Raw genomic sequence first — 19694 nt, forward strand, 5'->3', positions numbered from 1 at the left:
GGCCCCTCCCGCTCGGTGGGTTGCTCCGATCGTCACATCGGTGCGCCGGGAATGCACGTCGATGCATCGAAAGTGAATCGCTTCGAAGGTGGCAAGATCGGCAGATTTCGCGGCGTCCGGCTACGATTGCGGCAGGGATGAGTCGAAACTGCATCGGAGGTGCGTGTGGTCTTCGAGTATTCGAGCGCCGTCGCCGCGCCCGTCGACGAGGTGTTCGCCTGGCACGGCCTGCCCGGGGCGATCACGCGGCTGTCCCCGCCGTGGCAGCCGGTGCGGGTCGGCGCCGAGGCCGGGTCGCTGCGCGACGGAACGGCCGAGCTGGTCCTGCCCGGCGGGCCGAAGTGGCTCGCGGCGCACCAGGCCGCCGGCTACCGGCCGCCGCACCAGTTCGTCGACCGGCTGGCCACGCCGGTGCTCTCGGCCGTCCTGCCGTGGCGCCACACCCACCGGTTCGAGGCGGACGGCCCGGGCCGCACCGTGGTCACCGACCGCGTGGAGACGCCGGTGCCCGCGGCGCTGCTGCGCTCGATGTTCGCCTACCGCCACCGGCAGCTGGCGGCGGACCTGGCCGCGCAACGGCGGTACTGGCACGAGCCGCTGACCGTCGCGGTGACCGGGGCGAGCGGCCTGGTCGGTACGGCGCTGACGGCGTTGCTCACCACCGGCGGCCACCGCGTGGTCCGCCTGGTGCGCCGTCCCGCGCGGACGTCCGACGAACGAACGTGGCACCCCGAGGCGCCGTCGGCCGACCTGCTCGCCGGGATCGACGCGGTGGTCCACCTGGCCGGTGCCTCGGTGGCCGGGCGGTTCGGCGAACGCCACCGGCGGGCCGTGCGGGACAGCCGGATCGGCCCGACCCGCAAGCTCGCCGAGCTCGCCGCCCGCACCCCGGACGGGCCCGGGGTGGTCGTCACGGCGTCCGCCGTCGGGTTCTACGGGCCGGACCGCGGTGACGAGGTCCTCACCGAGGACAGTGCCCGCGGCGAGGGCTTCCTCGCCGACGTCGTCGACGACTGGGAGGCCGCCACCGGACCCGCGGCCGCGGCGGGCATCCGGGTGGTGTCCGTGCGCACCGGCCTGGTGCTCAGCCCGCGCGGGGGCGTGCTGCGGTTGCAGCGGCCCCTGTTCGCCGCCGGGCTGGGCGGCCCGCTGGGGAGCGGACGGCAGTGGATGCCGTGGATCGGCCTCGACGACCTGACCGACATCTACCTGCGCGCGCTGACCGACCGGATCTTGACGGGCCCGGTCAACGCCGTCGCCCCGGAGCCGGTGCGCAACACCGAGTACACGCGGGTACTCGCGCGGGTGCTGCACCGTCCGGCGGTGTTCGCGGTGCCGTCGTTCGGGCCGCGGGTGCTGCTCGGCTCCGAGGGCGCCCGTGAACTGGCGCTCGCCGACCAGCGGGTGCATCCGCGGCGGCTGCTCGACGCCGGGCACGAATTCCGCCACCCCGAGCTCCGGGACGCCCTCGCCCACCTGCTGGGCGCCACCGCCGGCGTCCCGGCCCGACCGACCGCAGGAGAACCGGTATGACCACCGTGCACCGTCCCGCTCCGCCGCTCGCCCTCGCCGGGTTCGTCGCCGCGGTGGCCGTCGTCGCCGCGGTCGGCAGCCTCGCCGCCACGCAGTCGCGTGCCGTCTACTCCGGACTGGACCAGCCGCCGTGGGCGCCGCCGTCCTGGCTGTTCGGTCCCGTGTGGACGGTGCTGTACGTGCTGATCGCGGTGTCCGGCTGGCTGTTCTGGCGCACCGGAGCACCGCGGCGCGAGTTCGCCTGGTACGCGGCGGGCTTGGTGCTCAACGCCGCGTGGACGCCGTTGTTCTTCGCCGCCGGCGCCTACACCCTGGCCCTGGTGGAGATCGTGGTGCTGGACGTCGCGATCGCGGCGACCGCGCTGGTGTTCCGCCGCCGTTCGACCGCGGCCGCGGCCCTGCAGCTGCCGTACCTGGCGTGGACGCTCTTCGCGACGGCGCTCAACGCGGCGATCGTCGTCCTGAACTGATGCTCGACACGCTGCTCGACCGCACAGTGGCCGTCGGCTACTCGCGCCTCGGCTACGCGCTGCGCCGGCGTACGTGGGCGGCGGACGATCCCGCGCCGGACGCGCTGCGCGGCCGCGTCGCCCTGGTGACCGGCGCGAGTTCCGGCTTGGGCGAAGCCACGGCCGTCGGCCTGGCCCGGCTGGGCGCGGAAGTGGTGCTGGTGGTGCGCGATCTCGACCGCGGCGAGCGTGCACTCGCCCGCGTGCGCACGGCCGTGCCGGAGGCGAAGGTCCGGACGGCCCGGTGTGACGTCGCGTCTTTCGCTTCGGTGCGCGAGTTCGCGGCCCGGGAGTCGCGTGTGGACGTTCTGGTGCACAACGCCGGGGTGCTGCCGCCGGAGCGGACGGAGAGCGTCGACGGGCACGAGATCACGTTCGCCACGCACGTGCTCGGGCCGTTGCTGCTGACTGAGTTACTGCGACCGGCGTTGCGCGACGCGCGGGTGATCTTCGTGTCGTCCGGCGGGATGTACACGCAGCGGCTCGCGGCCGACGACCCGGAGTTCCGCGAAGGCCGGTACCGGGGCGCGACGGCGTACGCGCGGACGAAGCGGATGCAGGTCGAGCTGACGCCGTTGCTGGCGGAACGCTGGCGGGCGGACGGGATCGCCGTGCACAGCACGCATCCCGGCTGGGCGGACACGCCGGGCCTCGCGAGTTCGCTCCCGCTGTTCCGGCGCCTCCTCGCCCCGGCGCTGCGCACGGCGGCGGAGGGCGCGGACACGGCGGTCTGGCTCGCGGCGACCCGGCCGGGGCCGTTGCCGGGGCGGTTCTGGCACGACCGGCGGGAGCGGCCGGCGCACGTGCTGCCCGGGACGCGCCCGGGCCCCGGCGAGGCGGAGCGCTTGCTGCGGTATTGCCTGGCGGCCTTGGAGTCGTGACCGCCCCGGTGATTCTCACGTTGACTGTGGACGAGGAGACGCAGGCGGCGTGGGATGCCCTGCGTCGGAGGTGGTTCCCGCCGGAGCGGTTGCTCGTCGGGGCGCATGTGACGGTGTTCCACGCGTTGCCCGGGAGTCACGAGGACGAGGTCGTCGCCGATTGTGCGGCCGTGGCGGGCTCGACGGACTCGTTCACGGTGGCCGTGGACGGAGTCCGGTCGCTGGGGCGTGGGGTCGCGCTCGTCGTGCGGGCTCCCGAACTGACGGTGGTGCACGCCCGCGTGCGGCGCCGGTGGGCCGGATGGCTGACACCGCAGGACAAGCAGCCGCTGAAGCCGCACGTGACGGTGCAGAACAAGGTGAGCCCGCAGACCGCGGCGGCGACCCTCGAGGCGCTGCGCGAGGATTTCGGACCCCGCGCTGGCACGGCGACCGGGTTGGCGGTGTGGCGGTTCGTGGGCGGCCCGTGGGAGCCGGTCAAGGCATTGCCCTTCGGCGGCTGAGCACCGGCGGGGGGAGGGCGGCTGCTGCCGGGTAATCGGGCGCGGCGATGGGTCTGCGGCGGGCCGGGCGGCGGCTGCTACCGAGGAGCCGGTCGCGGTCATGGGCTCGCGCAGGGCCGGCCCCGGCTGCGGCGGCTGAGCACCGGCGCGTGCGGCATGCTGGTCCGGCGACCGAGGAGGATCGATGACCCTGCCGACCACCATGACCGCCTGGCGCGTCACCCGGCCCGGGCCCATGGCTTCCCATCCGCTCGAAACCGCCCGGGTGCCCGTACCTCGACCCGCCGCCGATGAGCTGCTCGTCCGGATCAGCGTCTGCGGTGTCTGCCGGACCGACCTGCACGTCGCGGAAGGCGACCTCCCCGTCCACCGGCCCGGTGTCACCCCGGGCCACGAGGTCGTCGGCGAGGTGGCTGGCCTCGGCGCGGACGTCACCGGGTTCGAAACCGGTGACCGGGTGGGGATCGCCTGGCTGCGGCACACCTGCGGCACCTGCCGCTTCTGCGAGCGGGGAAGGGAAAACCTCTGCCCGCGGTCGCGGTACACCGGCTGGGACGCCGACGGCGGCTACGCCGAGTTCGCGGTCGTCCCGGCGGCCTACGCCCTGGCGCTGCCCACCGGCTACACCGACGACGAACTCGCCCCGCTCCTCTGCGCCGGGCTCATCGGGTACCACGCGCTCACCCGCGCCGAGGTCCCCGAACACGGCCGCCTGGGCATCTACGGCTTCGGCGGCAGCGCGCACCTGACCGCCCAGGTGGCCATCGCCCGCGGCGCCACGGTCCACGTCGTCACGCGCAGTGCCGAAGCCCGCGAACTCGCCCTGGCGCTGGGGGCCGCGTCGGCCGGTGACGCGCCGCCGGAACCCCTGGACTCGGCGATCCTGTTCGCTCCCGTCGGCACCCTGGTCCCGCCGGCGCTGGCAGCCCTCGACCGCGGCGGCACCCTGGCCATCGCGGGCATCCACCTCTCCGACGTGCCGCCGCTGAACTACCAGCGGCACCTGTTCCAGGAACGTCAGGTCCGCAGCGTCACGGCGAACACGCGGGCCGGCGCGCGGGAGTTCCTCGGCTTCGCCGGAACCCACCACCTCAGCGTGAGCACGGTGCCCTACGCCCTGGCCGACGCCGACCGGGCGTTGACCGACCTCGCCGCCGACCGGGTGACCGGTGCGGCGGTGCTGCGGGTCGGCTGAACCGGGCGGTCGACGCCGGGGGCCGCCCGGCGATCATGTTGACTGGCGGCCATGTCCGACCTCGACACCCCCGCACCGCAGCCCGCCGCGCCCGTCCCGGCCCGTGGTGGCTCCGGCTTGCTGGCCGCCGCGATCGTCGTCGCCGGGATCGGCGGCGGCCTGCTGGCCTGGCACCCCTGGGACAAGCCCGCCGCGCCGGCGCCGCCCAAGGACCCGCAGCACATCACCCTCCAGCACTTCGGCGACCAGAGCGAGCCGGGCCGGCCCGAGTCGACCCGGCCGATCTACTGCCTGACCAACGACACCGGCGGCCTGTCCTGCCTGGTGATGCCCGGCCGCTACACCGGCATCGACGAGGAGCACCGCTGACCGTCAGTCCCGTGGCGTGAGCAGGACGACCGGGATCACGCGCTCGGTCTTCTCCGCGTACTCGGCGTACAGCGGGAAGATCTCCACCATCCGCGGCCACAGCGCCGCGCGCTCGGCCGGCGACGCCACGCGGGCGCGGGCGGTGAACCGGCGGGGGCCGGCCTGGACGCCGACGCTCGGCTCGGCCTCCAGGTTCTTGAACCACGCCGGGTCCTCGTCCGCGCCGCCTTTGGAGGCGACGACGACGAAGTCGTCCCCGGACCTGCCGTGGATCAGGCAGGTGCGACGCGGCTCGCCCGTCCGCCGTCCGGTGGTGGCCAGGATCAGCGTGTGGACGCCGTTCGACTCGTGGCCCTCGGTGCCGCCCGAGTGGCGGTCCTCTCGGTGCGTCGGTGCTGCTCGATCGTGCCCGGGACGGAGCCGGCCCCGCGTTCTCGACACGCGGTCACCGCCGCAGCCGCGGATCGTGCGACGGGTCGGGGTAGAGCGGCGGGCACCCCCGGTCGATGGCCTCGGGACGCAGCTCGTAGTGCCACGGCTCGTTGCGGTAGATCTGGCACAGCCCGTACCCGGCGCCGTGCTCGGCCAGCCACGCCCGGGCCTCCGGCGGCCAGACGTCGACCGCGTCGCCCGACACGTGCGCCGACGTGCCGGGCGTGGCCACCCAGCGGGCGGCCGCCGCGGCCGAGCCGTACTTCGCGACCGCCTGGCGGAACAGGTGCTCCTGGTACTCGGGGGAGCGCCAGCCGCCGTTGACGAAGAACCCGCGTCCGGCGTCGGTGGCGGCCCGGCGCAGGGCGCCGAGCAGGGCCGGGGCCAGGTTGACCACGGCCGGGGTCGTGTCGTCGAAGACGGGGACCGGGCGGGGGACGGCGCCGTGCGCGGTGAAGTCCATGCCCCCAGTCGAGGCGGCGGGGCGTTGCCGGCCCGTATGCGGTTTTCGATAAGCCGGCGATACGGGCCCGCTCGTAGCATCGGGGGCATGCGTGTGCTGGTCGTCGAGGACGAACCCTTCCTGGCCGAGGCGATCCGCGACGGGCTGCGCCTGGAAGCGATCGCCGCCGACATCGCCGGGGACGGCGACACCGCGCTGGAGCTGCTGAGCGTCAACGCCTACGAGCTCGCGGTCCTCGACCGCGACATCCCCGGGCCGTCGGGCGACGAGATCGCCGAGCGCATCGTCGCCTCCGGCAGCGGCATCCCGATCCTCATGCTCACCGCCGCCGACCGGCTCGACGACAAGGTCACCGGGTTCGAGCTCGGCGCCGACGACTACCTCACCAAGCCGTTCGAACTCCGGGAGCTCGTGCTGCGGCTCCGGGCGCTCGACCGCCGGCGCGCCCACAGCCGGCCGCCGGTGCGGGAGATCGCGGGGCTGCGGCTGGACCCGTTCCGCCGCGAGGTCCACCGGGACGGCCGGTACGTCGCGCTGACCCGGAAGCAGTTCGCCGTGCTCGAGGTCCTCGTGGACGCCGAAGGCGGGGTCGTCAGCGCCGAAGAGCTCCTCGAGCGGGCCTGGGACGAGAACGCCGACCCCTTCACCAACGCCGTCCGCATCACCGTCTCCGCCCTGCGCAAGCGGCTCGGCGAACCCTGGCTCATCGCCACGGTGGCCGGCGTCGGCTACCGCATCGAAGCCCCGGGAGGCGACCGTGGATAGGAAGCCCGGCCTGAGCGTCCGCCTCAAGCTCACCCTCAGCTACGCCGGCTTCGTCATGGTCGCCGGCGCCCTGCTGCTCGCGGCCGTGGGCCTGTTCCTGCTGTACTACCAACGGCTCGGCCTGGAAACCATGCCGGTCGTGATGTCGCCGCCGGGCCGGGTCCTCATCCGCGGTTTCGCGCCGTCCGCGATCGCGGTGCTGATCTTCCTGCTGGTGTTCGGCCTCGCCGGCGGCTGGGTGCTGGCCGGCCGGATGCTCGCCCCGCTGACCCGCGTCACCGACGCGACCCGCCTGGCCGCCGACGGCTCCCTGTCCCACCGGATCCGGCTCCCCGGCCGCAAGGACGAGTTCCGCGAGCTCGCCGACGCCTTCGACACCATGCTCGAGCAGCTCGAATCCCACGTCACCGCCCAGCAGCGGTTCGCGGCCAACGCGTCCCACGAGCTCCGCACGCCGCTGGCCGTGACGCGGACGCTGCTCGAGGTCGCCCGCAAGGACCCGACCCGGGACGCGGGCGAGCTGGTCGAGCGCCTGCACGCGGTCAACACCCGGGCGATCGACCTCACCGAAGCGCTGCTCGTGCTCAGCCGGGCCGACCAGCGGGCGTTCGCCCGGGAAACCGTGGACCTGTCGCTGACGGCGGAAGAGGCCGCCGAGACGCTGCTGCCCCTCGCGGAAGAACGCGGCGTCACCATCGAGACGTCCGGCGAACCGACCCCGACGCTCGGGTCGCCCGCGCTCCTGCAGCAGCTGACGACGAACCTGGTGCACAACGCGATCGTCCACAACCTGCCCGGCGAAGGCACGGTGTGGGCCACGACCAGCGTGGACCCCGGTCGCGTCGTGCTCACGGTGGAGAACACGGGGGAGCCGCTGCCGCCCCGGCTGGTGTCGACGCTGGTCGAGCCGTTCCGGCGGGGCACCGAGCGCATCCGCAGCGGCCACACCGGCGTCGGCCTCGGCTTGGCGATCGTCCACAGCATCACCCAGGCCCACGGCGGAACCCTGACCCTGGCTCCCCGCGCCGGCGGCGGCCTCCACGTCACGGTCCGGCTGCCCATCTGCGTCGCCCGCCGCCCGCGGTGAGGTCCTTGAAGTAGCTGTGCGAGGTCGACGTGCGCACGTAGCCGAGACCTTCGTAGAACGGGTGGGACTCGGGACGCACGACGTTCGAGCGGACCACGATCGCCGGCAGGCCGTGCCGGGCCGCCCACTCCTCGGCCGCCCGGACGAGCGCGCGGCCGAGGCCGGCCCGGCGGGCCGCCGCGTCGACGACCAGCCCGGTGAGCTCGGCGTGTTCGTCGCGGTGCAGCAAAGCCGGCCGCCACTCGACACCGGCATACCCGGCCAGCCGGGCATCCTCGTCCGCGACGAGCACGTGCTGCGTCGGCGATCCGAGAACGCCCGCCAGCCGCCGCCCGACGGTGCCGGGCTCGCTCGGGTACCCGAGCTGGGCCAGCAGCTCGACGAGACGCGGGGCGTCGGCGGCCCGCACCGGGCGGATCTCCCGGCTATGCGATGGGGAAGTCAAAGTACGTGTCCGGGTAGGGCTCGTCGGTCAAGGTGTAGTGCCACCACTCCCGGTCGTACCGCCGGAACCCGCAGGACTCCATGAGGGAACAGAGAACCTGCCGGTTCCGCGCTTCGGCCTCGGTGATCCCGTGGGCGCCGTGGTGGGAGATCGCGTCCATCAGGTCGTGGCCGCCGCCCATGGCCGCGAGTTCCCCGGTGTCCAGGTGGTACAGCGTCAGGTCGACCGTGCTGCCCCGGCTGTGCCCCGACTTCGCCGCCACATAGCCCTTTTCGAACATCTCGGCCCGGTCGATCTTCGGGTAGTGGCGCGGCTTCGTCCGGCCGTCCTCCGGCCGCCGGGACCAGCGCACGAAGCAGTCCACCGCGCGCTGCGGGCGGTAGCCGTCCCAGAGCAGCAGGCCGAACCCGCGCGAGGCCGCCTTCTCCTGCGCCCGCTGCAACGCCGTGCCGAGCGCCCGGGTACCGACGACCCGGTTCGCCAGGTAGCCGTCCACCGGTTTGCCGGTGAAGTTGTCCCAGGTCGCGTACTTGGCGTCCCAGCGGATGCCGGGGGCGCACCCGTCCACGAACACGAAGTCCTCGTTCACCGCGAAGTCCCCTTCAAGGCCAGCGACACCACCCGGTCGAGCACCTCGCCGAGCGACACCCCCGCGGCGGCCATCATCCGCGGGTAACGGCTGTACGACGTCAGGCCGGGCAACGTGTTGACCTCGTTGAGGACCACGGTCCCGTCGCCGGTCAGGAACATGTCCACTCGCGACAGTCCCCGGCAACCCAATGCGCGGTAGACGGCCTTCGCCGTCTCCAAGACGAGCGAACGTGCCTCCTCCGAAATGTCGGCCGGCACGATGAACGTCGAGTTCTCGGAACCGCTTTCCGGGTTGCTCTCCTGGTGGATCTTGAAGAAGCCGTGGGAAAGCGCGACCCGGTCCAGCTCGCCGGTGACCAGGTCCGGGTCGTCGCCCAGGACGGCGCAGCCGATCTCGCTGCCGGCGACGGCCTCTTCGATCAGCACCTTCGAGTCGTACTGCCGCGCGGACTCCACCGCGCCGGCCAGTTCTTCTTCGCGGGACACCTTGCTGACGCCGAACGAAGACCCCGACCGGGCCGGCTTGACGAACACCGGGAAGGTGAGCCCACCGGGACCGGCCTTCTCGTCCGCGGTGACCGTCCGGAACTCCGGCGTCGCGATCCCCGCGCTCTTCACGGCGAGGTAGGTCAGGGACTTGTCCATGCACAGGGCGGAACTCTGGACGTCACAGCCGGCGTAGGGGACGCCGGCGAGTTCCAGTAAACCCTGCGTCGCACCGTCCTCCCCGAGCCTCCCGTGCAGCAGGGGCAGCACGACGTCGAGGCGGATCGTCTCGTACTTCCCGTCCTCCAGGACGAGCAGGCCGTGGACGCCGCGATCGGGGGACAGCACCGCCGGCCGGCCGTTTTCCCAGTCCGGCCCGTCGCACAGCAACCAGGCACCCTCGCGGGTGATCCCGATCCAGAACGGCTCGTACTTTTCGGTGTCGAGGTGTTTCGCGACCTCTTGCGCGGACTTGACGGAAACGGGGTGCTCTTCGGTGGATCCCCCGAAGACGATTCCGACCTTCACCTTATCCATGTCGCAGCTCGCTTTCGAAGGTCAGGCAGTTGATGAGGCTGTTTTCGACGGTGTCGCTCAGCGCGTGGTCGGTGTAGTACGCGGTGTGCGGGCTGATCAGCACGTTCGGCATGCTCTGCAGCCGCACGAGCAGTTCGCTCGCCGGCGACTCGGTCCGGTGGTCGGCGTAGAAGATCCCTTCCTCCCCTTCGAGGACGTCCAGCGCCGCGCCGCCCAGCCGGCCGCTTTCCAGCGCCTCGACCAGGGCCCGGGTGTCCAGGAGCGGGCCGCGTCCGGTGTTGACGACGACCGCGCCGCGCTTCAGCAGCGCGATGCGCCGGGAGTCGAGGAGGTGGTGGGTGTCCGCGGTCAGCGGCGTGTGCAGCGTGACGACGTCGCTCAGCTGCAGCAGCTCGTCGAGCGAGGTGTAGTCGGCGGAATTGCGCGGCCGGATGTCGTAGGCCAGCACGCGGCAGCCGAAGCCGCGCAACCGGTCCATCACCGCCACGCCGATGCGCCCGGTCCCGACGACCCCGACGGTCAGGTCGCGCAGTTCCTTGCCGCGCACGTCGTGCAGCCGGTAGTCGTACACGTCCGCGCGCCGGAGCAGGGCTTTGACGTCCCGCGCCACCATCAGCATCAGCATGACGGTGTAGTCGGCCACGCTGTCCGGCGAGTAGGAGACGTTTTCGACGGCGATGCCGATGCTCTTCGCGTACTCCACGTCGAGGTGGTTGTAACCGATGCTCCGCGTGGAGACGTACCGCACGCCGGCCCGGCCGAGCGCACGCAGGGTGGCGTTCGTGATCGGCGTCTTGTGCGCGACGCTGACGCACCGGTTTCCGCACGCCAGCTCGACGTTGGCTTCGGAGACCGCGGCTTCCGTGATGGTCGGCACGACGCCGCAGCGAGGCGCCAGCTCACGGAACAACGCGGCCTCGTCCGGCTCGCAGCCGTAGATCGTGATGCCCAGCGCCGTGTCGGTCATGCCCGCCAGTCAAGGCGAGGCGGTGTTGCCGGCACGTATGCGTTTTCCGATACGCCGACGATATGGCGGGCCGCCGCGGCGGCCCGCCTCATCCGGGGTCAGAGCAACGCGAACTTCTGCGCCGCCGAGCCGTTGCAGTCCCAGATCTGCAGGCGGGTGCCGTTGGCGGTGGCGCCGTTGGGGGAGTCGAGGCAGCGGCCGGACTGCGGGTTGCGCAGCGAGCCGTCGGCCTGCTGCGTCCACCCCTGGCCGCCGACGCCGTTGCAGTCCCACAGCTCGACCTGGGTGCCGTTGGCCGTCCCGTTGCCGTTGATGTCGAGGCAGCGGCCCAAGGTGCGCAGGGCGCCGCCGGAAAGGTGGAACCAGTGCTGGTCGACGGCGAAGGACTGGCAGTCCCACAGCTGCACCGCGGTCCCGTTCACCCCGTGGTCGTCGCCGGCCACGTCGACGCACTTCCCGCCGGGGCCGGTGACCGGCCCGCCGCCGGTGACGGAGAACTTCTGCGCCGCCGAGCCGTTGCAGTCCCAGATCCGCAGGCGCGTGCCGTTGGCGGTGGCGCCGTCGGGGGAGTCGAGGCAGCGGCCGGACTGCGGGTTGCGCAGGGAACCGTCGGCCTGCTGCACCCACTTCTGGCCGCCGACGCCGTTGCAGTCCCAGAGCTCGACCTGGGTGCCGTTGGCCGTGCCGTTGCCGTTGACGTCGAGGCAGCGGCCCACAGTGGACAGTGACGAGTCCGCGTTGTGCGCCCAGTGCTGGTCGGCCGCGTTCGGCTGGCAGTCCCACAGCTGCACGGCGGTGCCGTTGCCGCCGGTGTCGTCGCCGTTGACGTCGAGGCACTTGCCGCCGGGCCCGGAAACCGTGGCCGCGTACGGCGGAGTCCCGGTGCTGCCCGCGTAGCCGACGGAGACCACATCGGCCTGGACGGCGTCGTCCGCCGCGTCGGTCGGGTAGCCCGCGGTCATCACGCCCTCGAAGAACGAGCCGATGGAGGCGTTGCTGTTGTCGCCGCCGGTGCCGAGCACGATCGAGCCCTCCTGGTGCATCGGCGTGTACCCGCCCGAGGGCAGCGTGCCGTTGTACCAGGTGGTGAGCCCGCCGCTCTGGGAGTTGCCGCCCTTGAGCGCGAAGGTGGTCTGGCCGTTGTTCTTCAGCAGCGCGGTGACGAACGGCGTGGCGTTGCCGCGGTTGGCGGTGTTGGAGCGGTTGCCCTGGAACAGGCCGTTCTCGAGGTCGCCCGCGACCCACGGCCCGATTCCGGTGCAGGGCGGGAAGTAGCAGGTGGTGCCGAGGTTCACCGCGTCCATGTGGCCGTTGCCGGTGTCGGCGATCTGCGCCTCGACGTTGCCGTAGTCGAAGCAGCAGCCGCCGTTGACGTGCGTGCCGCTGGCGACCATGTACATGCCTTCGGGCTGGCCGTCGCGCGCGACGCCGGCGCCGACGTAGTGCCGGTAGCCGGTGCCGGGGGAGACGTAGACGCCGTAGACCTTGTGCCCGCCGGCGGTGACCGGCAGGGCGGCCGCGTTCGCGGCGACGTCCTGCCCGCCGGCGGTGCCCGGGCCTTCGACGGTGAGGTCGTTGTGCCGCGGCGACTGGTCGTAGATGACGGTGATGGTGCACGAAGTCCCCGCGCAGAAGGAGTCCTGCGCGGCGGCGTTGGCGTACCCGCCCGCCGCGAGCAGCCCGATGTCCGTTTCGGCCCGGTCGGACGCGCGCTGCACGCGGTAGAGCGCGCCGCCGTAGGCCGCGTAGAGGGCACGGGTGGTGCTGTGCGCGGCGACGCAGGCGGTGCCGGCGGATCCGTAGATGTCGCACGGCAGCGGGCCGGCGGCCTGCGCGGGGGCGATCGGGCCGAGCACGGTTCCGAGGACGAGCAGGAGGGCGGTGAGCAGGCTTCGACCGGCGGCGCGGGGCACGGGGACCTCACTCTCGAGCCGCAGGTCGACGACCCGGGCGGATTTTTACAACGTTGTATTTCCGGGAGAGAAGGGTGGCGCGGGGGAGCGATCGGGATGGGGGAAGGGTAGGTCCGGGTTCTCGGCCGTGTCAACGGGGTGGTCCAGTCCACCACCGGACGGCCTACCGGCGGCCCGGACGCGACCGGTGGCGCCGCGGCAGGCGAATCCGTTTTCGCTCTTTTGCCGGAAGAACCGGTCCCGGGAATTCCGCCGGGCGGAAAATTGCGTGCCGGACCACCGCCGCGGGCGATTCGCTTCAAAGTGCCACCCGACTCGCCGTCGTTTCCGGGTGGCAGGCTTCTGAACAACTGTGCGAACCGGTTTCCGGGAGAGCACGCCGGAATCAACCCATCGGGGCACCCGGTCCCCGGTCAGCGGCTTCCGCGGCGCACACGATGGTGGTTCCGCGCGGAACCGAACGGCATTTTTCAGTACGTTTCCCCCATCCGGGACGGCTAACACACCTTGTCGCGGTCCCGGTCGTTTCGTACGTCTACTCGAGGAGTTCCCATGCTGAAGAAGCTCGGTATCGTCGTGGCCGCCACGGCCGCTGGCGCTTTCCTGGCCGGCGGCGTCGCGGCCGCCGGTACGCCGGACCACCACGGTCACCACGGCCACGACCACAGCAGCCAGCTCGGCCTGCTGAACCTGAGCAACACCGACGCGCTGCACAACCTGAACGTCACCCCGGGCATCTGCGACAACAACGTCAACGTGCTGGGCGTCCAGGTCCCGGTCCAGAACTCCCTCAACGGCATCGGCGTGCCGATCCTGTCGCCGGGCGGGAGCGAGGCCAGCGGCGAGAACCCGGAGAACTGCGCGTCCGGGGCCATCGCCGACGGCGGCACCAGCCAGGACAACTGAGTCCCCGCGCCGCGGCCGCCCGTTGTGTGTGCGGAAGCCGGCCCTGGCGCGGAACCCGGCGTGGCGCCGGACGTCGTACTGCGTGCCCGGAACAGGGAGCGAGCTGCACACTCCGGTTCCCCGTCCCGGGCACGCCGCGGCGTCGGGTGTTCGCCGGCCAGGGTGGGGCCGGCCACGAGCCGGCCCCACTCCCGGCCGGCTACGGCTCCAGCTGTCCTTTGTGGACGGCTCCGACGACCCGCCCGTCGGACAGCAGCCAAGCCGCCTCGTGCCCACCGAGGCGCTCCGCGGCCGCGGCCCGGGTCTCACCGAGCCCGACGGCCGGCAGCGTGCCGCTGACGTACGCGGTGATCGGGTCGTCCGGCCCGGCGACGCCCGCGTCGACCGCCCGGCGGAGTTCGGCGATGTCCACCGCGCCCGTCACCTCCACGACCGACGGCGGTTCCGGTGACGGCCTGAGGCCGACCGGCCGGACCACGTGCCCCTCGGCCGAAGCGAGCGCTTCCGCGACCGTCGCCGTTTCCGGCAGGCCGGGCGCCGCCGCCGGCAGGGGACCGACGACTTCGGCGACCGTCGTTTCGCCCGCGTGCTCGACGGGCAGGCCGAGGCGGTCCAGCCACCCGTCGTCGTAGTACTTCGACAGGTACGACCGGCCGGAATCCGGGACCACGACGACGACCACGTCGTCCGGGGACAGCCCGGCGGCGACCCGCAGCGCCACCGCCACCGCGGTCCCGGCCGAAGCGCCCAGCAGCAGCCCCTCTTCCCGCGCCAGCCGCCGGGTGACCAGGATCGACTCCCGGTCGCCGACCGGCACGACCTGGTCGACGACGTCGAGGTGGTACGAGCGCGGCCACAGGTCCTCGGCGGTGTCCGGGTGCCGGTAGTGCCCGATGCTCTCGACCAGGTACGGGCTGCCGTCGCCGCCGGAGTAGACCGAGTGCTCGGGATCCGCGCCGACCACCCGCACCCGGCCGCCGCTGACCTCCTTCAGGTACGCGCCGGCGCCGCTGATCGTCCCGCCGGTGCCGATCCCGGCGACGAAATGGGTGAGCCGGCCGCCGGTCTGGCGCCAGATCTCGGGTCCGGTCGTCTCGCGGTGGGCGGCCGGGTTGGCCGGGTTGTCGTACTGGTCGGCGAGCCAGCCGCCGCGCTCCTCGGCGATCCGCCGGGCGAGCTGCCGGACGTGCGCCGGGTCTTCGCGCGGCACCGTCCCGGGCGTGGTCACCACCTCGGCGCCGTACGCGCGCAGGATCGCGATCTTCTCGCGGCTGGTCTTGTCGGGCACCACGACGGCCAGCCGGTACCCGAGCTGGGCGGCCACGATCGCCAGCCCGATGCCGGTGTTGCCCGACGTGCCTTCGACGATGAGCCCGCCGGGGGCGAGCGCGCCCGAGCGTTCCGCGTCGAGCACCATCGCCAGCGCCGCCCGGTCCTTGACGCTGCCGCCGGGGTTCAGGAACTCGGCCTTGACGTACACGCGCGGCCCGCCCGGCGGCGCGATCCGGGCCAGCCGGATCAGCGGGGTGCCGCCGATCGCGTCGAGCACGGAGTCGAACGCCTCGATTTCGGCGGGATCTTCGGCTGCCACGCGCGCTCCCTCGGGTCGGTCCTTCACAACTGTCCCTCGCCAGCGTGCCAGACCCCCCGTGTTGGCTAAGTGGGACATCGTCCCGTATGTTAACCGGGACAATGTCCCACTTGAAGAAATGAGCGGTCATGACGGTGACGTACGTACTGGTCCACGGGGCCTGGCACACCGGCCAGGCCTGGGCGCGGGTCGTCCCGCTGCTGGCGGCGAGCGGCCGGCGGGTGTTCACCCCGACGCTGACCGGCTACGGCGAGACCGCGCACCTGCTGAGTCCCGACGTCGGGCTCGGCACGCACACCGCCGACGTCGTGCGGCTGCTCGAAGACGAGGACCTGCGGGACGTCGTGCTGGTCGGGCACAGCTACGCCGGCCTGGTCATCTCCGCGGTGGCGAACCAGGTGCCCGAGCGCGTCGCGCGGCTGGTCTACCTCGACGCGATGGTGCCCACCCACGGCGAGAACGCGCTCGACGTCATGCCGGCCACGCGGACCATGCTCGGAGCGGACTGGCGGGTGCCCCCGCTGCCCGAGTTCCCCGCGCCGTTCGGGCTGTTCGGGGTCACCGATCCCGGCGACGTCGCGTGGGTGCGCACCATGCTGTCCGACCAGTCGATCCGCTGCCTCGAAGAGCCCGTCGCGATGGACCACCCCGCGCTCGCCGCGATCCCGCGCACTCATATCCACTGCACGGTGAAACCCGAAGGCTTCGACCGGCGCCCGGTGCCCGCCGTGCAGCCGAACGGCGAGCCCGCGGACGTGCGGGAGCTGGCCACCGGGCACGACTGCATGATCACCGCGCCCGCCGAGCTCGCCGGGATGCTGCTCGACCTTCGGGTTAGCATGCCGGTGTGACGGATTCCCGTGCGGCGGCCCCGCAACGCGCGGACGCTCGGCGCAACGCGTCGAACGTCCTCGAGGCCGCCGCCGCGGTGTTCGTGACGTCGGGGGTCGAGGCGCCGATCCGGGAGATCGCCGCGCGGGCCGGCGTGGGCACGGCGACCATCTACCGCCACTACCCGACCCGGGCGGACCTGATCCTCGCGGTGTACCGGCTGCAGGTGGAGTCCCTGGCCGAAGCCGGCCCGGCGTTGCTGGCGGCCGAGCCGGGACCGCACGATGCCCTGACGAAGTGGATCGACCGGTTCGTCGACTTCGTCATCACCAAGCAGGGGCTCGCGTCGGTGCTGCAGTCCGACGAAGCGTGCTACGACCCGCTGCACGCGTACTTCCTGGAGCGGCTCGGCCCGGTGTGCACCGAGCTGCTCGAGGCGGCCGCCGAGGCGGGGGAGATCAACCCGGGTCAGGACGCGTACGAACTGATGCGCGGTGTGGGAAGCCTCTGCGCGGGCAGCACGAAGGGCTACGACGCGCGCCACCTCGTGCGGCTGCTGGTGAACGGACTGGCGGTCCGGCGCCCCTGAGGCGGGGCGCCGGACCGGATCCGTCAACCGAAGTTCACGTCACTGCACCACATGTAGGTCTGGTCCTGGTGCGAAGCCTGCCAGATCGTGAACACGACGTGGTGTCCCCGGTACGAGCCGGACGTCTGGACGTTGAAGGTGATGTCCTTGGCGGGGGCGTACTTGCCGGTCTGGGTGATGAAGTCCAGGTTGCCCCACCCGAGGCGCTGGGTGGTCGGGTCGAACCCGTTCTTGCTGATGTAGACCCGGAGGTAGTCGGCGCCGTGGCTGGCCTGGTCGTACAGGTGCATCGAGAAACTGCTGCCGAGGCTGGTGGTGCGCCACGAGCCGGGGGTGTTCAGGGAGTTGTTGCGGGAAAGGGCGTTGCTGCAGAGCTGGCCGTCCGGGGTCGCGCCCTGGAAGTTGCCCTTGAGCCCGTCCCGCAGCGCGCTCATCCAGTTCCACATGGTGTCGGCGTTGGCCTGGAAAGCCTGCCAGCACATGGGGTCCTGCTGCTGCATGGCCGGGTTCGTGTGCTGGCTGCCCCAGTCCGACCAGCACTGGTAGGCGCGGGTGGCGGGGCCGACGATGGTGCCGTGCGCGGACGCCGCCGGGACCCAGACGAGCAGTCCGGCGAGGGTGCCGACGATCAGGGTGAGGACGCTCCGCCGGCGGGTGCCGGACCTGGAGCTGCTGCGCATACGCATGAATGGGCCTCCATTCTCGGGATGAGCGTGGTGATCCATGGGAGCGCTCCCAGCGTGCTCGGCAGCTTATCGGTCGTCCGGCAAAAGTTCAACCAACAGTAAAGCCGGATGGTGGGACTGTTCCTCCCGTCAGTGCTCGGTCGCGTCGAGCGGCCGGTCGTGGCGGCGCGGGGTGAGCGCGGTCAGCACGCCGGCGAGCGCGGTCGCGATCCCCAGGACGGCGAGCGCGCCCGGCAGCCCGCCGGCGCCCCCGCTGATCGCGGCCAGTGCGAGCGGGCAGGCGAACTCGCCGAGGAACAGCGCCCCCGTCCACAGGCCGGTGCCGCGGCCGCGCTGGTCGAACGAAAGCCGGTTGACCGCCCACGTCAGCAGGGTCGGCAGCAGCATGCCGGTGCCGAACCCGGTGAGCACCGCGCCGAGCGTGATGACGACCGGCGACGCCGTCGCGAACACCAGGAGCAGACCGGCGGCCGCGAAACCGAACTCGACCGGCAGCAGGACCCGGGGCGGCTTCCCGGCCAGGCGGCCGAACGCGATCGCCCCGCCGGCCGTGGCCAGCGACATGATCGCGGAGACCGCGCCGATCGCGCCGGTCGAGGCCACGCCGACGCCGGTGAGCACAAAGGACAGTTCGACGATGAGCGCGTAGAAGACGATCCCGCCGAAAAGCGTGACGAGACAAGGCGCCGCGAGCTGCCGCCAGGGGAGTTTCGCCAGGTGCCCGGGCGTGGACCGCCGCCGCGGCTGCCACAGCTTGAGCGCCATCGGGATCGCCAGGGGCGCGGCGACGACGTACAGCCAGAACGGCGTCCGCCAGCCCGACGCGCCGAGCACACCGCCGAGCGCCAGGAACACCGTCGCCGACAAGGTGGCGACCAGCGTCTGCAGGCCGAGGTACCGCGCCCGGCGCGCGCCGGACCAGTAGTCGCCGATCAACGTGGTGCAGCAGGTCATGATCGCGCCCTCGCACAGCCCGACCAGCACGCGGCTGGCGAGGATCGCGCCGAGTGAACCCAGGTAGAGCGGCGCCGTGCCGAACACGGAGTAGGCGAGCATCGCCAGCAGCAGCAGGCGTTTCCGGTCGATCCGGTCGGCGACGACGCCGGCGAACGGCGCCGTGAGCCCGATCAGCAGCGCCGGGGCGGTCAGCACGATCGGCACGAGCACCTCGGCGCCGGGCGTCGCGGCGAACGCCCGCGTCAGCTGCGGCAGCACCGGCGCGATGAGGACGGCGCCGAGCACGGACAGGCAGCTGCCGGCGAGCAGCAGGACCAACTGGACCAGCCCGGGGGAGCGGTCGGTGGACGAGGCGGCCGGTGACAGGTTCACGGCTGGGCTTTCGAACATTTCGGCACCTGAATTCCGTCGTTGGTCCAGGGAAGGTGCCGAAAGCATGAATTCCGCGGTGAGGGAGCGGAAATCACTTCTGGCGAAGCGCGGTATCAGCGCGGTGGATGCCCGGTGACGCCGGCGGCGATCCGCGTCAGCAGGTCGCGGAGGTACCGGTGCTCGGGATCGTGCTCGTACATCGGGTGCCACCAGACCGCCTCGAGCAGCGGGTCGGCGTCGAAGGGACAGGCCAGCGCCCGCACGTTCGTGTCGGCCGGGATGCGCTCGGCGAGCCGTCGCTGCAGCAGCGCGACCCGGCCGGTGCCGGCGACGAGGCCCGGGACGGTCAGGAAGTTCTCCGTGACGACCTGGACGTGCGGTTCGATGCCGAGCATCCGCATCTGCCGCACGACCGGGGTCGACGCGGTCGGGCTGTGGTAGGTGACCACCCACGGCATGGCCCGCAGCTGCTCCACCGTCAGCCCGTGCGCCACCGCCGGGTGCCCGGCGTCGACCAGGCAGACCCAGTCGTCGCGGTGGAGGTCCTGGTGCGGGAGGCCCTCGAGGAAGCCGTGTGGCAGGACCAGCAGGTCGATGCCGGTGAGTACCTGGCGGGCGTTGTCGACGACGGCCGGGGTGTTGGCGATGAACCGTACGCGCGCGCCGGGTGCCTCCTGGGCCAAGGCGGCGGCCAGCGGGGAGCCGAGGACCGCGACGCCGTAGTCGGTCATGGCGAGGGAGAACTCACGGGAGGTGGTCGCCGGGTCGAAGTCCGGCTCGGCGGCGAAGACGCGCTCCACGCCGTTCACCGCCGTTTGCACGCGGCCACGCAGCTGGACGGCCAGCGGGGTGGGGCGGTACTGGTTGCCGTGGCGGGCCAGCAGTTCGTCGCCGAAGTGCCGGCGCAGCCTCGCCAGCTGCGCGGAGACCGCGGGCTGGCTGAGGCCGATCTGCTTGGCGGCCCGGCTCACGCTGCGGTGTTCGAGCAACGCGTCGAGCGTCACCAGCAGATTCAGGTCCAGGCTCGCCAGGTTCACGACCTCAGGTTATCCATCGCGGTGATATCGCGCATAGGGTATTTCGTCT

Annotated in this window: 22 protein-coding genes; 11 read left to right on the forward strand and 11 right to left on the reverse strand. The window is 72.5% G+C overall.

What is annotated here, in order from left to right:
• Positions 1 to 159 precede the first annotated feature (159 nt).
• The 6 genes from ACERZO_RS01605 to ACERZO_RS01630 all read left to right on the forward strand — a co-directional run bounded on the left by ACERZO_RS01605 (position 160) and on the right by ACERZO_RS01630 (position 4990).
• On the forward strand, positions 160 to 1533 hold the full coding sequence (locus tag ACERZO_RS01605) for a TIGR01777 family oxidoreductase (protein WP_372660472.1): 1374 nt from the start codon (positions 160 to 162) through the stop codon (positions 1531 to 1533).
• The gene (locus tag ACERZO_RS01610; protein ID WP_372660475.1) at positions 1530 to 2003 is read left to right on the forward strand and encodes a TspO/MBR family protein; all 474 of its coding nucleotides are present in this window, start codon (positions 1530 to 1532) and stop codon (positions 2001 to 2003) included. The genes ACERZO_RS01605 and ACERZO_RS01610 overlap by 4 nt, the downstream gene beginning before the upstream one ends.
• Positions 2003 to 2923 (forward strand): SDR family NAD(P)-dependent oxidoreductase, encoded by a 921-nt coding sequence (locus ACERZO_RS01615; RefSeq protein WP_372660478.1) that lies wholly within the window; start codon positions 2003 to 2005, stop codon positions 2921 to 2923. The genes ACERZO_RS01610 and ACERZO_RS01615 overlap by 1 nt, the downstream gene beginning before the upstream one ends.
• Positions 2920 to 3426: a 2'-5' RNA ligase family protein gene (locus ACERZO_RS01620; RefSeq protein ID WP_372660481.1), complete on the forward strand. Its 507-nt coding sequence runs from the start codon at positions 2920 to 2922 to the stop codon at positions 3424 to 3426. Before ACERZO_RS01615 ends, ACERZO_RS01620 begins: the two co-directional genes overlap by 4 nt.
• Positions 3427 to 3628: 202 nt before the next feature.
• Positions 3629 to 4621 carry a zinc-binding alcohol dehydrogenase family protein gene (locus ACERZO_RS01625; protein WP_372662889.1) on the forward strand — a complete coding sequence of 331 codons (993 nt, stop codon included), beginning with the start codon at positions 3629 to 3631 and terminating at the stop codon, positions 4619 to 4621.
• 51 nt (positions 4622 to 4672) lie between these two features.
• Positions 4673 to 4990: a hypothetical protein gene (locus ACERZO_RS01630; RefSeq protein WP_372660484.1), complete on the forward strand. Its 318-nt coding sequence runs from the start codon at positions 4673 to 4675 to the stop codon at positions 4988 to 4990.
• A 3-nt stretch (positions 4991 to 4993) separates the two neighbouring features.
• On the opposite strand, the gene ACERZO_RS01635 is transcribed toward ACERZO_RS01630, so the two are convergent.
• Together ACERZO_RS01635 and ACERZO_RS01640 are read right to left on the reverse strand one after the other, a co-directional pair.
• Positions 4994 to 5431, reverse strand: coding sequence for a nitroreductase family deazaflavin-dependent oxidoreductase (locus tag ACERZO_RS01635; protein ID WP_372660487.1), 438 nt, complete (start codon positions 5429 to 5431; stop codon positions 4994 to 4996).
• 4 nt (positions 5432 to 5435) lie between these two features.
• Positions 5436 to 5885 carry a M15 family metallopeptidase gene (locus ACERZO_RS01640; protein WP_372660490.1) on the reverse strand — a complete coding sequence of 150 codons (450 nt, stop codon included), beginning with the start codon at positions 5883 to 5885 and terminating at the stop codon, positions 5436 to 5438.
• Between the two features lie 87 nt (positions 5886 to 5972).
• On the opposite strand from ACERZO_RS01640, the gene ACERZO_RS01645 reads away from it, so the two are divergent.
• The gene (locus tag ACERZO_RS01645) at positions 5973 to 6650 is read left to right on the forward strand and encodes a response regulator transcription factor (RefSeq protein ID WP_372660493.1); all 678 of its coding nucleotides are present in this window, start codon (positions 5973 to 5975) and stop codon (positions 6648 to 6650) included.
• A complete protein-coding gene (locus ACERZO_RS01650) occupies positions 6643 to 7737 on the forward strand; it encodes a sensor histidine kinase (RefSeq protein ID WP_372660496.1) in 1095 nt (364 codons plus the stop codon). Before ACERZO_RS01645 ends, ACERZO_RS01650 begins: the two co-directional genes overlap by 8 nt.
• Here ACERZO_RS01650 and ACERZO_RS01655 read toward each other — a convergent pair.
• The 5 genes from ACERZO_RS01655 to ACERZO_RS01675 form a co-directional block, all read right to left on the reverse strand.
• Positions 7694 to 8146 (reverse strand): GNAT family N-acetyltransferase, encoded by a 453-nt coding sequence (locus ACERZO_RS01655; RefSeq protein ID WP_372660498.1) that lies wholly within the window; start codon positions 8144 to 8146, stop codon positions 7694 to 7696. The genes ACERZO_RS01650 and ACERZO_RS01655 overlap by 44 nt on opposite strands.
• Positions 8147 to 8162: 16 nt before the next feature.
• The gene (vanX, locus tag ACERZO_RS01660) at positions 8163 to 8771 is read right to left on the reverse strand and encodes a D-Ala-D-Ala dipeptidase VanX (RefSeq protein WP_372660501.1); all 609 of its coding nucleotides are present in this window, start codon (positions 8769 to 8771) and stop codon (positions 8163 to 8165) included.
• A complete protein-coding gene (gene vanA / locus ACERZO_RS01665; protein ID WP_372660504.1) occupies positions 8768 to 9796 on the reverse strand; it encodes a D-alanine--(R)-lactate ligase in 1029 nt (342 codons plus the stop codon). Before vanA ends, vanX begins: the two co-directional genes overlap by 4 nt.
• A complete protein-coding gene (locus ACERZO_RS01670; protein WP_372660507.1) occupies positions 9789 to 10763 on the reverse strand; it encodes a D-isomer specific 2-hydroxyacid dehydrogenase family protein in 975 nt (324 codons plus the stop codon). The genes vanA and ACERZO_RS01670 overlap by 8 nt, the downstream gene beginning before the upstream one ends.
• 98 nt (positions 10764 to 10861) lie before the next feature.
• On the reverse strand, positions 10862 to 12676 hold the full coding sequence (locus ACERZO_RS01675) for an arabinofuranosidase catalytic domain-containing protein (protein WP_372660510.1): 1815 nt from the start codon (positions 12674 to 12676) through the stop codon (positions 10862 to 10864).
• Positions 12677 to 13228: 552 nt separating this feature from the next.
• Between ACERZO_RS01675 and ACERZO_RS01680 the strand changes: the two genes are divergently transcribed.
• Positions 13229 to 13582 carry a hypothetical protein gene (locus ACERZO_RS01680; protein ID WP_372660513.1) on the forward strand — a complete coding sequence of 118 codons (354 nt, stop codon included), beginning with the start codon at positions 13229 to 13231 and terminating at the stop codon, positions 13580 to 13582.
• Between the two features lie 199 nt (positions 13583 to 13781).
• Here the strand turns inward: ACERZO_RS01680 and ACERZO_RS01685 are convergent, their stop codons facing one another.
• Positions 13782 to 15173, reverse strand: coding sequence for a PLP-dependent cysteine synthase family protein (locus ACERZO_RS01685; RefSeq protein ID WP_372660516.1), 1392 nt, complete (start codon positions 15171 to 15173; stop codon positions 13782 to 13784).
• A 128-nt stretch (positions 15174 to 15301) separates the two neighbouring features.
• Here ACERZO_RS01685 and ACERZO_RS01690 point away from each other — a divergent pair, with 128 nt between their 5' ends.
• Positions 15302 to 16024 carry an alpha/beta hydrolase gene (locus ACERZO_RS01690; RefSeq protein ID WP_372660519.1) on the forward strand — a complete coding sequence of 241 codons (723 nt, stop codon included), beginning with the start codon at positions 15302 to 15304 and terminating at the stop codon, positions 16022 to 16024.
• Positions 16021 to 16593: a TetR/AcrR family transcriptional regulator gene (locus ACERZO_RS01695; protein ID WP_372660521.1), complete on the forward strand. Its 573-nt coding sequence runs from the start codon at positions 16021 to 16023 to the stop codon at positions 16591 to 16593. The genes ACERZO_RS01690 and ACERZO_RS01695 overlap by 4 nt, the downstream gene beginning before the upstream one ends.
• 23 nt (positions 16594 to 16616) lie before the next feature.
• On the opposite strand, the gene ACERZO_RS01700 is transcribed toward ACERZO_RS01695, so the two are convergent.
• From ACERZO_RS01700 to ACERZO_RS01710, 3 genes are all read right to left on the reverse strand, one after another.
• Complete coding sequence (locus ACERZO_RS01700; RefSeq protein ID WP_372660524.1) at positions 16617 to 17279, reverse strand: lytic polysaccharide monooxygenase auxiliary activity family 9 protein; 663 nt, start codon at positions 17277 to 17279, stop codon at positions 16617 to 16619.
• Between the two features lie 129 nt (positions 17280 to 17408).
• Positions 17409 to 18626 (reverse strand): MFS transporter, encoded by a 1218-nt coding sequence (locus tag ACERZO_RS01705; protein ID WP_372660526.1) that lies wholly within the window; start codon positions 18624 to 18626, stop codon positions 17409 to 17411.
• Positions 18627 to 18721: 95 nt separating this feature from the next.
• Complete coding sequence (locus tag ACERZO_RS01710) at positions 18722 to 19645, reverse strand: LysR family transcriptional regulator (protein WP_372660529.1); 924 nt, start codon at positions 19643 to 19645, stop codon at positions 18722 to 18724.
• Between the last annotated feature and the right edge of the window lie 49 nt (positions 19646 to 19694).

Source organism: Amycolatopsis kentuckyensis, assembly GCF_041679295.1.
In the GTDB taxonomy this organism is placed as follows: domain Bacteria; phylum Actinomycetota; class Actinomycetes; order Mycobacteriales; family Pseudonocardiaceae; genus Amycolatopsis; species Amycolatopsis kentuckyensis_A.